Genomic DNA, 14,312 nt, shown 5'->3' with positions numbered 1-14,312 from the left:
AACTTACACAATATCCGGTAGATACCGGATGAAACAAACAGAAGAACAGGGGTTTAAAGCCGTGATCAAATCGGAACTCGTTCAGATTATCGCCAGCCGTAATCCGCATCTCTTTCAGCGCGATGTCGAAAACATCGTGGGCGCGGTATTCGACGAGATCACAAACGCCCTTGCAGAAGGCAATCGTGTTGAGCTGCGCGGCTTCGGCGCCTTTTCGGTGAAGAACCGCCCTGCCCGCAGCGGTCGCAATCCGCGCACCGGCGAAACGGTGGATGTGGAAGAAAAGTGGGTTCCCTTCTTCAAGACCGGCAAGGAACTGCGCGACCGTCTCAACGGCGCAGTCTGATAGACATCATGGCGGCAAAACGCATCATCGCCATCATCGTTCTCGTGCCGCTTGCAGTGGCTCTGATTGCGTTGTCGGTTGCCAATCGCGCATCGGTGCAGTTTACGATCGATCCGTTCAATCCGGGCAATCCCGCTCTGTCCTATAATGCGCCTCTATTCCTGTGGCTGTTCGGCGCGCTTCTTCTCGGCGTTGTCATCGGCTCACTGGTGACGTGGCTCACACAAGGCAAGCACCGCCGCAAGGAGCGCATGTACAAGCAGGAAGCTGCGCGCCTGCTTGAACGGAGCACCGCCGCCGAAAAGCGTAATATGCCGGTCGTGAACTCCTGAAACACCTGCTATTCTCAAACCCGGAGGCAAAACTTCCGGGTTTTCATGGTCGAAGCGCGATTGAACGTCGTTTTCCCCTTTCACACCGGCCCTGTTTATCTTACCTAGACCCCAATCACGATGATTGGAGTTTCGGGTGAAAGCGCCAAAGGGAAAAGGCAAAAAGCCGTCGGGCGGCAAACAGGACCGTGGCTTCGAGCGCGCAAGACATGATGCGCCGCGTTCAGAAAGCAAATTTGAAGGCCGATTTGATGGCAAGTCTGACAATAAAGGCTCGTCTTTCAAAAAGCCGCGTCCCCAATTCGCCAAGGCCGCACCCAAGCCCGTAGACGACAAGCCCGCTACTCCGCTTCGCGAAATCAAACCTTATGCCGGTGCACGCCCAGGAGAAAGACTGCCGCTCATTCTCGAAACGGAACCCTCGCCCGATTATGCGCTTCTCGACAGCGGCAACGGGTTGAAGCTCGAGCAATATGGTCCCTATCGGATCGTCCGCCCGGAAGGTCAGGCAATCTGGCTGCCAAGCCTGCCACAACGGGAATGGGATCAGGCCGACGCCGTTTTCACCGGGAATACCGACGAGGAAGGCATGGGACGCTGGGCCTTTCCGAAAGTGCCGCTCGGCGAAACATGGCCGATGCAGCACGACGGCATTTCCTTTCATGGCCGTTTCACCTCGTTCCGCCATGTCGGCGTGTTCCCAGAGCAGGCCGCGCATTGGTCCTATATGGATGGGCTTATCCGAGATGGGGTAAAGTCCGGACGCAGCGTTAAGGTGCTCAATCTTTTCGGCTATACGGGCGTCGCCTCGCTGGTAGCGGCACGTGCAGGTGCGGAAGTGACCCATGTGGATGCCTCCAAGAAGGCCATTCTCTGGGCGCGTGAAAATCAGGAAATGGCCGGGCTTTCGGACAAGCCAATCCGATGGATCTGTGAAGACGCGATGAAATTCGTTCAGCGTGAGGAACGGCGCGGCAGTTCCTATGACATCATCCTGCTTGATCCGCCTGCCTATGGGCGCGGGCCGAGCGGCGAGGTTTGGCAGTTGTTCGAGCATCTGCCCGGAATGGTCGATACATGCCGGTCCATCCTGACGCCAAAACCACTTGCCGTCATCCTGACTGCCTATTCGATCCGCGCATCCTTCTTCGCCATTCACGAACTGATGCGCGACCGTTTCACCGGCCTTGGTGGTACGGTCGAATCGGGCGAACTTATTCTGCGCGAACGTTCCGCCGATCAGTCGGGAGGACGTGCGCTTTCCACATCCATGTTCAGCCGCTGGGTAGCAAAATGAGCCGTGACGACGATTTTTCCAAAGGCGGCTCTCGTGCCGAATATTCCAAGGTAGGTCAGGTGAAGGAAGTCACCAGCCTCACCAACCCTATCGTGAAAGATCTCCGCTCGCTGGCGCTGAAAAAATTCCGCGACCAACAGGGCGTGTTTCTGGCCGAAGGGCTGAAGCTCGTCATCGACGCGCTCGAACAGGACTGGCGCATCAAGACGCTGGTCTTCGCCAAGTCCGGCAAGGGCAACAAGATGGTCGAGCAGGTTGCCGCCCGCACCTTCGCCAAGGGCGGACTGGTGCTGGAAGTGACTGAAAAGATCATGGCTGCCATTACCCGCCGCGATAATCCGCAAATGGTGGTTGGTGTTTTCGAACAGCAATATCGCCCGCTCGCAAACCTCAAGCCGAAGAACAACGATGTTTATATCGCGCTCGACCGCGTGCGCGATCCCGGCAATCTGGGCACTGTCATCCGTACCGCCGATGCGGTCGGCGCCAAGGGCATCATTTTGATCGGCGACACCACCGACCCCTATTCACTGGAAACCGTGCGCGCCACGATGGGCTCGGTCTTTTCCATGCCGCTCTATAAAGTGACGGAAGCCGACTTCCTCAACTGGCGCAAGGGCATTTCCGGCCTTGTCGTCGGCACCCATCTGAAAGGTGCGGTCGACTATCGCACCATTCCCTATGCCAACAAGCCGGTCGTACTGATGATGGGCAACGAACAGCAGGGCCTGCCGGACAGTCTGGCCGATACCTGCGACAAGCTTGCTCGCATTCCGCAGGCAGGCCGTGCAGATTCCCTCAATCTTGCAATTGCCACGGGCGTCATGCTCTACGAAATTCGTCGCGACGCACTCACGCTCGATGAAAGGGTTTCCGGATGAAGCGACACGCAGTCTGGTCCTCACTGTTCGTCGTTGTTCTCACCATACTGATCGATCAGGGCGTCAAACACCTGGTGGAAACACGGATGGGCTACGGCCAGCAGATCGACCTGCTACCGTTCCTTGCCTTGTTTCGTACGCACAATGAGGGCATCGCCTTTTCCATGCTGGCATGGCTGCATGATTGGGGACTGGTCGCAATCACCGCAGCAGTTATTTTGTTCGTACTTTATCTGTGGTGGACCAACGCGCCCGACCGCATCTTCGCACGCTACGGTTTTGCACTTGTCGTCGGCGGCGCCATCGGCAATCTTATCGACCGCGTGATGCACGGTTACGTGGTGGATTATATTCTGTTTCACCTGCCAACCTGGTCATTTGCAGTTTTCAACCTCGCCGACACCTTCATTACAATCGGTGCAGGTCTCATAATTCTGGAGGAATTCCTCGGCTGGCGGCGCGAACGGGCTGCCCGCTGACCCGCCGGGTTGAACAGTCCCTGCCTTTCGCATAATTTGATCTCTTAAAATTAAAAGCTTTTTGAAGAGGATAAGGTCCAGTCATCTGAATTGACACATTGGTGACATGCTTCTGTCATCGTCGCGTAGCACTGAATCTGTACTGCTTCGGCCGAACTGGACACCCTGTCCATGCAATCGGCTGAACAAGGATTGGAACTGGCTAGCTCTCGCTGAAATATCCGTGGGAAAGCCGTTCAGGAATACGTGAATAGACAAATCAGGAGCCATCATCATGACAGTACTGCTTGGAATGGACCAGCAAATCATTGATGATACGGTCATGTCAGGCTTAGAAGCACAACAGGCGCTGTTCGCGTCCAACGGCGATCCCATCGTTCTGGGACGCATCGGATCGCTGGAAGTACGGCTTGCAAATTCACGCGAGGCGGTAGAAGCCGCGCAGGAATTGCGTTTCCGCGTCTTCTTCGACGAAATGGGCGCGCGCAGGGAAAGCATCGAAGCGGTGGAGCTTCGAGACGCTGACCGTTTCGACGCTATTTGCGATCATCTGCTCGTTTACGACACCGCCCTGCCCGTGCCGGAGCATCAGCAGATTGTCGGCACCTATCGTCTGATGCGTAGCGAACAGGCGGAACAGGCGCTCGGCTTTTATTCTGCCGATGAATATGACGTGCAGCGTCTGGCCCTTTCACGCCCGAACCTCCGCCTGCTTGAACTGGGACGCTCCTGCGTGAAGGCGGAATACCGCTCCAAGCGCACTGTCGAGCTTCTTTGGCAAGGTGCCTGGGCCTATTGCCGCCGCCATTCCATCGATGTGATGTTCGGCTGTGCTTCATTCCACGGCGCTGTGCCTGCAGCACATGCGCTCGGCCTGTCGTTCCTCCATCATAACTGCCGTGCCACCGATGACTGGGACGTTCGTGCCCTGCCCAATCGCTATCAGGCCATGGACCTGATGCCGAAGGAGGCCATCAACAACAAGGTTGCGCTTTTCTCCATGCCGCCTCTGGTGAAGGGATATCTGCGTCTTGGCGCGATGATCGGAGACGGCGCAGTGATCGATGAGGCATTCGGCACAACCGATGTCTTCATCATCCTGCCGATTGAGCGCATTTCCAGCCGCTACATCACCTATTACGGCGCGGAAGCGAACCGTTTTGTTTAAGCAAAAAGGCGAAACATCTGTTTCGCCTTTTTAGTTTCACGCCCTGCCTGCCAGTTCCTTTAATTTGTAGATCAGGTCGAGCGCTTCTCGCGGAGTCAGTTCGTCTGGACTGATTGCAGAGACAGCCTTGGTCAGTTCACTATCTTTCCCCTGAACCTGCTGCTTCGGCTTTTCCTGCTGCAAGACGACAGAGAACAGCGGCAGATCATCGATCAGCTTGTCCGCCTTGCCGGAGGTTTCGCCCGCTTCCAGCTGGTGCAGCACATCGCGCGCGCGATTGACAACCGCTTCGGGCAGCCCCGCCAGACGCGCGACCTGCACGCCATAGGAACGATCGGCAGCCCCTTTCGCCACCTCATGCAGGAAGACGACATCATTGTCCCATTCCTTGACCCGCATGGTGACGTTGGAAAGCCGCTCAAGCTTTTCTGAAAGTGCGGTCATTTCATGGAAATGCGTGGCAAACAAAGCCCGGCAACGGTTCTTTTCATGCAGATATTCAACCGCTGCCCAGGCAATGGACAGTCCGTCGAAAGTGGCTGTACCGCGCCCGATCTCATCGAGGATCACCAGCGAACGCTCGCCTGCCTGATTGAGGATTGCAGCCGTTTCCACCATTTCAACCATGAAGGTAGACCGCCCGCGCGCCAGATCGTCGGAAGCACCGACGCGGCTGAAGAGCCGGTCCACGACCCCGATCTGCGCAGAACCCGCAGGCACGAAGGAGCCCATCTGTGCCATGATCGCAATCAGCGCATTCTGGCGCAGGAAGGTTGACTTACCGCCCATATTCGGGCCGGTCAGGAGCCAGATCGCGCCATTGCCGCCGTCTGCTTGCGGCGAGAGATCGCAATCATTGGCGACGAACGGATTGGCCGCCTGACGCCGGAGGGCCTGCTCGACAACCGGATGACGACCCGCAACAATGTTGAAGGACAGGCTGTCATCGACCTGCGGACGGCAATACCCCTGCTCTTCCGCCAGCACAGCAAGCGCTGCCGAGACGTCGAAAACCGCAAGCGCCGATGCAGCCGCGCGGATACTATCAGCATGGGAGACCGCTTCCGCCGTCAATTCCTCGAACACGGCAAGCTCGATTGACAATGCGCGGTCGGCAGCATTTGCGATCTTGCTTTCCAGTTCCGCCAGTTCGGTCGTGGTAAAGCGCATGGCATTGGCCATGGTCTGGCGATGGATGAAACGGCTCTTGGCTTCATCCGTATCCGTCATCGCCCCGGCATTGTTGGCCGTCACCTCGATAAAATAGCCAAGCACATTGTTATGCTTGATCTTCAGCGACTTGATACCTGTTTCTTCGATATAATTGGCCTGCAGACCGGCGATCACCCGGCGTGACTGGTCACGCAAAGCCCGCATTTCATCGAGTTCGGAATTATAGCCTCCGCGTACAAAACCACCATCGCGTTTCAGAAGCGGCAATTCATCAGCCAAGGCCCGGTCGAGATGGGCGGTAAAGATGGCGGGCATGGCACTGACGGCATCGCGGGCATGTGCCAGTTCGTCGGGCAGCAAAGCGCTTTCCAGCAGGCTCGCAATGACATGCGCAGCCTCGAAGCCTCGGGCAAGGCTGCCCAGATCACGCGGGCCACCGCGCCCGACGGCAAGGCGCGAAAGACCGCGCGGCATATCCGGCACGCCCTTCAGTTCTGCACGCATGGCTTCGCAGAGCGACTGCTCGCTCAGGAACCAGGAAACGGAATCGAGCCGTAGCGCGATTTCTTTTGGATTGGTGAGTGGTGCAGTCAGGCGCTCGGCAAGGAGTCGCGCACCGCCGCCCGTCACCGTGCGATCAACCGCCTTCAGCAAACTGCCGTCTCGATTGCCCGACATGGTGCGGGCAAGTTCAAGACTGGCGCGTGTGGCCGGGTCGATAAAAAGCGTGCCGCCCTCATGTTCGCGTTCGGGCCGCATCAAGGGTGGGCGCTCGGAAATCTGCGTCTTCTCGATATAGGCGATTGCCCCGGAAATAGCTGAAAGTTCAGGACGGCTGAACTGGCCGAAACCATCAAGCGTTGCCACATTGAAATAGCGCTGAATACGCGTCTCTGCGGCGGCACTGTCGAAGAGAGTTGCCGGTTGTGGCGTCACTGCCTTGCCGACCAGATCGAAGACAGGACGCAACTCCTCATCATGGAAGGCGCTGTCAGCCACGACCAGTTCGCGCGGGTCGACCCGCATCACATCGGCGAAAAGCCGGTCCGGTGTGGTTTCCGCCACTCGGAAAGTTCCGGTTGAAATGTCGATCCAGGCGAGCGCCAGCGCACCATCGCCGCGCGTACGCCCCATCGCCATCAGGAAATTGGCTTCGGACGGATCCAGCAGCTTTTCTTCGGTCAGCGTGCCCGGTGTGACGAGACGGATCACATCGCGCTTCACCACCGATTTGGAGCCACGCTTCTTCGCCTCTGCCGGGTCTTCCACCTGTTCGCAGACCGCGACACGATAGCCCTTGGCGATCAGCTTCTGCAGATAATCGTCGGCGGCATGGACAGGCACGCCGCACATGGGAATATCCTCGCCCAGATGCTTGCCGCGCTTGGTGAGCGTGATGCCGAGTGCCGCAGAGGCTTCCACTGCATCATCGAAGAACAGCTCGTAAAAATCGCCCATGCGATAGAAGAGCAACGAATCGACATTCGCCGCCTTGATCTCAATATATTGTTCCATCATGGGCGTCAGGCGAACGGGCGCTGCCTCGGCGGTGTTTTCTTCCGCTTCCGAGCCGTGTTCGTTAGCCGTCGTTTCCATCTAAAAACCTTCATTTATTGCTTAGCCGGAGAGGCTAAAGTTATAAAATTTCGTATTCCATCGTTTTTGGATGAATATCTATTCCTCGAAGCACTGTTTACACGATGCGTGACTGGCGCTATCGAGGTTCTCCCGCAGATGAAACCGGAGGGAACATGCCAGCCTCGACGCCGAAGGGCAACACATCAGAACGCGCACCCACAGCCAGTGAGAAGGAAGCGCTAGACTTTCACGCGCAGGGTCGCCCGGGCAAGCTGGAGATCAACCCCACCAAGCCCATGACCACGCAGCGCGATCTGTCGCTCGCCTATTCTCCGGGCGTTGCCGTGCCGGTGAAGGCAATCGCCGAAGACGCCGCCCGCGCCTATGACTATACGGCCAAGGGCAATCTGGTCGCTGTCATTTCGAACGGCACCGCCATTCTCGGGCTCGGCAATCTGGGTGCGCTCGCATCCAAGCCGGTGATGGAAGGCAAGGCTGTGCTGTTCAAGCGCTTCGCCGATGTCGATTCCATCGATCTTGAGGTCGATACGACCGATATCGATGCCTTCATCAATGCGGTGCGCTATCTCGGACCGTCGTTCGGCGGCATCAATCTGGAAGATATCAAGGCGCCCGACTGCTTTATTATCGAGCAGCGCCTGCGCGAGTTGATGGACATTCCGGTTTTCCATGACGACCAGCATGGAACGGCTATCATCGCCGCTGCCGGCCTCATCAATGCGCTGCATCTGACCGGCCGCGACATGAAGACGACGAAGCTCGTCTGCAATGGCGCAGGTTCGGCGGGTATTGCCTGTATCGAGCTTATCAAGGCGATGGGCTTTGCCTCGGAAAACGTCATCCTGTGCGACACCAAGGGCGTCGTCTATCAGGGCCGCGAAGAGGGCATGAACCAGTGGAAGTCCGCCCATGCGGTGAAGACCGACAAGCGGTCCCTCGCAGATGCCATGAGCGGCGCGGATGTCGTGTTCGGCCTTTCGGCCAAAGGCGCGTTCACCGAAGACATGGTCCGTTCCATGGCGCCGAACCCGATCATCTTCGCGATGGCCAATCCTGACCCGGAAGTAACGCCCGAAGAAGTGGCGCGCATCCGCGACGACGCCATCGTTGCCACCGGTCGTTCGGATTATCCGAACCAGGTCAACAATGTCCTTGGCTTTCCTTATATCTTCCGTGGCGCACTCGACGTACGTGCAACCACCATCAACGATGCGATGAAAATCGCAGCCGTCAACGCGTTGGCCGAACTTGCCCGCGAGGATGTGCCGGACGATGTGGTTGCCGCCTATCAGGGCAGCCGTCCGCGCTTCGGTTCAAGTTATATCATTCCGGTGCCATTCGATCCGCGTCTGCTTGCATCCGTCTCGGCTGCCGTCGCCAAGGCAGCGATGGAAACCGGCGTTGCCGGGCGTGCCATTGCCGACATCGAAGGCTACAAGCGCGAACTGTCAGCACGTCGCGATCCGATCGCCTCGACGCTGCGCGGCATCTATGAGCGCGTGCGTCGTCAGCCGAAGCGCATCGTCTTTGCCGAAGGTGAAGAAGAACAGGTGATGCGTGCCGCCGTTTCCTACGTCAATCAGGGCCTCGGCACCGCTATTCTGGTTGGCCGCGAGGAACGGGTGAGGGATACGGCCAAAGCTGCCGGTCTCGATCTCGACCGTCCCGGCATCGAAATCATCAATGCGCGCCTTTCGAGCCGCAATGCGGCCTATGCCGACTATCTCTACGAGAAACTGCAGCGCAAGGGCTATCTGACACGCGATTGCCACCGCCTCATCAATAATGACCGCAATCATTTTGCGGCCTGTATGGTGGCGCTCGGCGATGCCGACGGGATGGTAACGGGCGTGACCCGCAATTACGCGACAGGTCTCGACGATGTGCGTCGCGTGATCGATTCCAAGCCCGGCCACCGCATGGTTGGCGTCTCCATCGCACTTTGCCGTGGACGCACGGTGTTCATCGCCGATACCGCCGTTCATGAAATGCCGACCGCAGCGGAGCTTGCCGATATTGCGGTTGAAGCTGCAGGCATGGCGCGCCGCATGGGTTATGTACCACGTGTCGCACTGACCGCCTTCTCGACCTTCGGTCATATGGGCGGTGAACGCTCCGCGCGCATTCAGGAAGCCGTCCGCATTCTGGCAACGCGTCATGTCGATTTCGAATTCGACGGCGAAATGAGTGCCGATGTGGCGCTGAACCCGAAGCTGATGGAACAATATCCGTTCATCCGCCTGTCGGGCCCGGCCAATGTGATCGTCACGCCGGACAATCATTCGGCCTCGATTGCCGCCGACATGCTGCAGGAACTGGGTGGCGCAACGATTATCGGCCCGTTGCTCGTCGGTCTCGACAAGCCAGCGCAGATCGTCACCATCGGAGCAAAGGATTCCGACATCGTCAATATGGCGGCAATTACCGCCTATAACGCGACGAACTGAAAGATCAGCGAAGAGTAATACAAAGGCCGGGTTTTCCCGGCCTTTGCTTTTGGATATTCACCATCCATAAAAGCGGCTATAGGATAGCCATCGTCCACTATCCTTTTCTCCGCAAACCGGATCTACATGCCGCATGAGCGCACACGACCTTAAGCTGGAAGAGATCGTCAATCCCGAGACGCTACGCCGCAAGCTCAACGAACTGGCGGATTCCACGGACGAAAACTACACCAGTCCTACCGTGCGAAAAGTGGTGCTTCAGGCTCTGAAGGACGCTTTGGTGCGCGGTCGCGCCAATGCCGAAGGCATGCTGATGAAGGATGGTGGCGGCACGCTCTGCGCCAAACGCCTGTCCTTTCTCATGGATACGCTGATCGAGGCGCTGTTCGAATTCGCCACTACCAAAGCCTATCCGATGATCAACCCGTCGAAGGCCGAGAACATGGCTATCGTCGCAGTTGGCGGTTACGGGCGTGGTGGACTGGCGCCGGGGTCAGATATCGATCTTCTGTTTCTGCTGCCCTACAAGCAGACCCCTTGGGGCGAGCAGGTTGTCGAATACATGCTCTACATGCTGTGGGACATGGGACTGAAAGTCGGCCATTCCACGCGCAACATCGATGAGTGCATCCGGCTTTCGCGCGAAGACATGACGATCCGCACGGCAATTCTCGATGCGCGGTTTCTCACCGGCAATCGCGAGCTCTTCAAAACGCTTGTTACCCGCTTCGACGAGGAAATCGTCAAGGATACCGGCCCGGAATTCATCCAGGCCAAGCTTGCCGAGCGCGACCAGCGCCACCGCAAGGCAGGCGAAACCCGCTATCTGGTTGAGCCGAACGTGAAGGAAGGCAAGGGCGGCCAGCGCGACCTGCATACGCTGTTCTGGATCACCAAATATTTTTACCGTGTCAAAACGAAAGAAGAGCTGGTCAAGCTCGGCGTTCTGTCACGAGCCGAGCTGAAGCTGTTCAACAAGGCGGAAGATTTTCTTTGGGCGGTGCGGTGCCACATGCATTTCGCGACGTTGAAGGCAGAAGAACGCCTTTCCTTCGACATCCAACCGGAAATCGCCCAACGCCTTGGCTATACGGCGCATCCCGGCCAGAACTATGTCGAACGTTTCATGAAGCATTACTTCCTCGTGGCAAAGGATGTGGGCGATCTCACCCGCATCATCAGCGCAGCGCTGGAGGAGCAGCAGGCCAAGCATGTACCGGGCTTCAACCGCATTTTCCTTACGTTCTCGCGACGCAAGCGCAAGCTTTCCGCCGACGGCGACTTCGTTTCGGAAAATCACCGCATCAACATCGCACGGCCAGACGTTTTCAAGGAAGACCCGGTCAATATCATCCGCCTCTTCCATCTGGCCGACAAACACGGGCTGGAATTTCACCCCGAAGCAATGCAGAGCCTCACGCGCTCACTGAAACTCATCAATTCCGATCTGCGTGAAAATCCCGAAGCGAACAAGCTTTTCCTCGAAATCCTGACCTCGCCGCGCAATCCCGAACTCATCCTGCGCCGTATGAACGAATCCGGCGTGCTTGGAAAATTCATTCCTGACTTCGGCAAGATCGTCGCCATGATGCAGTTCAACATGTACCACCATTATACGGTGGACGAGCATTTGTTGCGTTGCATCGCCGTGCTGTCGGAAATCGAGCATGGTGAGCTTGAAAACGAGCACCCGCTTTCAAACCACCTCATCACGACAGTCAAGCGCGACCGCAACCTGCTTTATGTGGCGCTGCTCTTGCACGACATCGCCAAGGGGCGCCCGGAAGATCATTCCGTTGCTGGTGCACGCATCGCCCGCAGGCTGGGACCACGGCTGGGTCTTACCCCTACCGAAACGGAAACCGTCGAATGGCTTGTGCGCGAACATCTGACCATGAGCATGGTCGCGCAGTCACGTGATCTCAACGATCGCAAGACCATCATCGACTTCGCCGACACCGTGCAGACCATGGAGCGGTTGAAGCTCCTCCTGATCCTGACCGTCTGCGATATCAAGGCGGTTGGTCCCGGCGTGTGGAATGGCTGGAAGGGCCAGCTTCTGCGCACGCTCTTCTACGAAACCGAACTGGTCCTGACCGGTGGCTTTTCGGAATTGTCCCGTGCCGACCGCGACCATCAGGCGCGAGAGGCGCTGGCGGACCGGCTCTCTGATTGGCCGAAGGACAAGCGCGATGCATACCTGGCGCTTCATTACACCAACTATTTCCTGACTGTCAGCCTCGAGGATCAGGTCCGGCACGCCCATTTCATTCGCGAAGCCGACCGCAACGAGCGGGCGCTGGCCACCATGGCCAAGCCGCATACTTTCGAGGCGGTTACGGAAATCACGGTACTGGCGCCTGACCATCCGCGCCTGTTGTCGATCATCACCGGTGCCTGTGCAGCGGCTGGCGCCAACATTGTCGACGCGCAGATTTTCACCACTGGCGACGGGCGCGCACTGGATACCATTCTCATCAGCCGCGAGTTCGACACTGATGACGACGAACGCCGCCGTGCCGAACGTGTCGGCAAGGTCATTGAGGATGTTTTGTCCGGTAAGGCCCATCTGCCGGACGTGCTGGCCAAGCGCACCAAGCCGAAGAGGGCCGCCAAGGCGTTCAAGGTGGAACCGCGGGTCGAGATCAACAACACGCTTTCGAACAAGTTTACCGTCATTGAAGTGGAAGGTCTGGACCGGCCCGGTTTGCTTTCAGAACTGACTGGCCTTATTTCCGACCTTTCGCTGGATATTGCATCGGCTCATATCACCACCTTCGGCGAGAAAGTGATCGACAGTTTTTATGTGACTGACCTTGTGGGCCACAAGATTTCAAACGCCACCCGTCAGGGCAATATCAGGCGCAAGCTGCTTGGTGTTCTCAGTGGCGAAAATGGCAGCAAGACAAACGGCCGCTCATCTCAGGCCGCAGCATAGGTATTTCAGTCATATGAGTTTGGTCAAAAAGTTCGCCACGGTCGCGTCCGGAACGCTGATGAGCCGCATTTTCGGCTTCACGCGCGAGATGTTCATGGCGGCAGCGCTCGGCACCGGTCCAGTAGCCGACGCCTTCAATGCCGCTTTCCGTTTCCCGAACACCTTTCGCCGGCTCTTTGCCGAAGGCGCGTTCAATTCAGCCTTCGTGCCGCTTTTTGCCAAGGAAATCGAAAAGAACGGCATGGACGGCGCGCGCCGTTTTTCCGAAGAAGTGTTCGGCGTTCTCTTCACGGTGCTTCTGTTCCTGACCATCGTGATGGAACTTTCGATGCCCTTCATCGTACGGACGATAATTGCACCGGGTTTCACCGACGATCCGGTGAAGTTCGACAATACGGTGCGCCTCGCCGTCATCATGTTTCCCTATCTCGCCTGTATGTCTCTGGCGGCGATGATGGGCGGAATGCTGAATTCGCTGCACCGCTATTTTGCGGCGGCTATCGCACCGGTGTTCCTCAATATAATCCTGATCGGGGTTCTGGCTTTCGCGTGGTGGCGTGGCTATGACGCGCTTTCGGTCGGCTATGGCCTTTCGTGGGGCGTGATGGCTGCAGGTCTGGTCCAGCTTGCCATTGTGTGGATCGCCGTGCGCAATGCAGGCATCAAGATCGGCTTCCGCCGTCCACGCCTGACCTCGAATGTCAAACGGCTTCTCGTGCTGGCACTGCCCGCAGCGATCACCGGCGGCATCACGCAGATCAACCTGCTCATCAACACCAATATCGCATCCGGCATGGAAGGCGCGGTATCGTCGCTTGTCTATGCGGACCGCATCTATCAGCTTCCGCTCGGCGTCGTCGGCATCGCCGTCGCAACCGTGCTTCTCCCGGAATTGTCACGCGCGCTGCGTGGCGGGCACATGAAAGAAGCGTCAAACCTTCAGAACCGCTCTGTTGAGTTCACCTTGCTTCTAACCTTACCGGCCGCCGCCGCTCTTCTGGTCATGTCGGAACCTATCGTCCGGCTTTTGTTCGAGCGCGGCAAATTCAGCCCGGATTCCACGCTCGTCGTTTCCAATATTCTGGCCATCTACGGCCTCGGCCTGCCCGCGTTCGTGCTGATCAAGGCGTTCATTCCCGGTTTCTTTGCCCGCGAAGACACCCGCACACCGATGATCTTCGCTGCCATTTCGGTGGCGGTGAACGTCTCGCTTGCCATCACGCTTTTCCCACATTTCGGTCCGACCGGCATCGCCACGGCTGAAATCGTTGCCGGATGGGTCAACGCTATCCTGCTGTTCGCCATGCTCGTGAAGCGCGGCCATTGGGGGCGGGATATTCCGCTGCTCACCCGTATTCCGCGTCTCCTCATCGCTGCCGCGATCATGGCATTCGGAATCCACTATGCCATCGGCCATTTTGCCTACGAGCTTTCCTCCGCAGCGCCGCTTGCTCTGCGGGCGGGAACCGTCACCGCAATCGTTGTTGCGGCAATGGTGGTCTATTTCGGTTTGGCCTTCGGTCTGGGTGGCGCCAATACGGGAATGATCCGTCGCAACATCAAGCGCGGTGCGGCAAAGAAAGCCCCTGAAAGCGAGCAATAATTCAAGCTTGAAAGGCGGCTGCGTCTCTGCGAAAAGACCAGCATTCAAA

10 protein-coding genes are annotated in these 14,312 nt (G+C 57.7%); 9 read left to right on the top strand and 1 reads right to left on the bottom strand.

The window, feature by feature from the left end; translation table 11 throughout:
* The first annotated feature begins 61 nt into the window (after positions 1-61).
* The 6 genes from AAE521_RS16365 (at position 62) to olsB (ending at position 4,503) form a co-directional block, all read left to right on the top strand.
* On the top strand, positions 62-346 hold the full coding sequence (locus tag AAE521_RS16365; protein WP_004687882.1) for an integration host factor subunit beta: 285 nt from the start codon (positions 62-64) through the stop codon (positions 344-346).
* A gap of 8 nt (positions 347-354) precedes the next feature.
* Positions 355-678 (top strand): lipopolysaccharide assembly protein LapA domain-containing protein, encoded by a 324-nt coding sequence (locus AAE521_RS16360; RefSeq protein ID WP_010657999.1) that lies wholly within the window; start codon positions 355-357, stop codon positions 676-678.
* Positions 679-814: 136 nt separating this feature from the next.
* A complete protein-coding gene (locus AAE521_RS16355) occupies positions 815-1,975 on the top strand; it encodes an RsmD family RNA methyltransferase (RefSeq protein ID WP_342061858.1) in 1,161 nt (386 codons plus the stop codon).
* Positions 1,972-2,856 (top strand): TrmH family RNA methyltransferase, encoded by an 885-nt coding sequence (locus AAE521_RS16350; RefSeq protein ID WP_094514682.1) that lies wholly within the window; start codon positions 1,972-1,974, stop codon positions 2,854-2,856. The genes AAE521_RS16355 and AAE521_RS16350 overlap by 4 nt, the downstream gene beginning before the upstream one ends.
* Complete coding sequence (lspA, locus tag AAE521_RS16345; protein ID WP_010657996.1) at positions 2,853-3,335, top strand: signal peptidase II; 483 nt, start codon at positions 2,853-2,855, stop codon at positions 3,333-3,335. Before AAE521_RS16350 ends, lspA begins: the two co-directional genes overlap by 4 nt.
* A 274-nt stretch (positions 3,336-3,609) precedes the next feature.
* Positions 3,610-4,503: a l-ornithine N(alpha)-acyltransferase gene (olsB, locus tag AAE521_RS16340; protein WP_167375562.1), complete on the top strand. Its 894-nt coding sequence runs from the start codon at positions 3,610-3,612 to the stop codon at positions 4,501-4,503.
* Between the two features lie 36 nt (positions 4,504-4,539).
* On the opposite strand, the gene mutS is transcribed toward olsB, so the two are convergent.
* Positions 4,540-7,272, bottom strand: coding sequence for a DNA mismatch repair protein MutS (gene mutS, locus AAE521_RS16335; protein WP_071632910.1), 2,733 nt, complete (start codon positions 7,270-7,272; stop codon positions 4,540-4,542).
* Positions 7,273-7,427: 155 nt separating this feature from the next.
* On the opposite strand from mutS, the gene AAE521_RS16330 reads away from it, so the two are divergent.
* From AAE521_RS16330 to murJ, 3 genes are all read left to right on the top strand, one after another.
* Positions 7,428-9,722, top strand: a complete 2,295-nt coding sequence (locus AAE521_RS16330) for an NADP-dependent malic enzyme (RefSeq protein ID WP_071632909.1) — start codon at positions 7,428-7,430, stop codon at positions 9,720-9,722.
* Between the two features lie 133 nt (positions 9,723-9,855).
* The gene (locus AAE521_RS16325) at positions 9,856-12,660 is read left to right on the top strand and encodes a [protein-PII] uridylyltransferase (protein WP_010657992.1); all 2,805 of its coding nucleotides are present in this window, start codon (positions 9,856-9,858) and stop codon (positions 12,658-12,660) included.
* 13 nt (positions 12,661-12,673) lie between these two features.
* Entirely contained in the window at positions 12,674-14,263 is a 1,590-nt protein-coding gene (gene murJ, locus AAE521_RS16320; RefSeq protein WP_071632908.1) for a murein biosynthesis integral membrane protein MurJ, read from the top strand.
* Positions 14,264-14,312: the final 49 nt, after the last annotated feature.

The sequence above is a fragment of the Brucella cytisi genome, assembly GCF_038433355.1.
GTDB classification, from domain to species: Bacteria; Pseudomonadota; Alphaproteobacteria; order Rhizobiales; family Rhizobiaceae; genus Brucella; species Brucella cytisi.
Note: the sequence above shows the minus strand (reverse complement) of the source record. Positions and strands in the feature narration are given on the sequence as shown.

Bases quoted from the DNA above. Each gene is read 5' to 3' on its own strand.
- AAE521_RS16360 (WP_010657999.1), top strand. From the start codon at position 355: ATGGCGGCAAAACGCATCATCGCCATCATCGTTCTCGTGCCGCTTGCA.
- AAE521_RS16350 (WP_094514682.1), top strand. From the start codon at position 1,972: ATGAGCCGTGACGACGATTTTTCCAAAGGCGGCTCTCGTGCCGAATAT.
- lspA (WP_010657996.1), top strand. From the start codon at position 2,853: ATGAAGCGACACGCAGTCTGGTCCTCACTGTTCGTCGTTGTTCTCACC.
- olsB (WP_167375562.1), top strand. From the start codon at position 3,610: ATGACAGTACTGCTTGGAATGGACCAGCAAATCATTGATGATACGGTC.
- mutS (WP_071632910.1), bottom strand. From the start codon at position 7,272: ATGGAAACGACGGCTAACGAACACGGCTCGGAAGCGGAAGAAAACACC.
- AAE521_RS16330 (WP_071632909.1), top strand. From the start codon at position 7,428: ATGCCAGCCTCGACGCCGAAGGGCAACACATCAGAACGCGCACCCACA.
- AAE521_RS16325 (WP_010657992.1), top strand. From the start codon at position 9,856: ATGAGCGCACACGACCTTAAGCTGGAAGAGATCGTCAATCCCGAGACG.
- murJ (WP_071632908.1), top strand. From the start codon at position 12,674: ATGAGTTTGGTCAAAAAGTTCGCCACGGTCGCGTCCGGAACGCTGATG.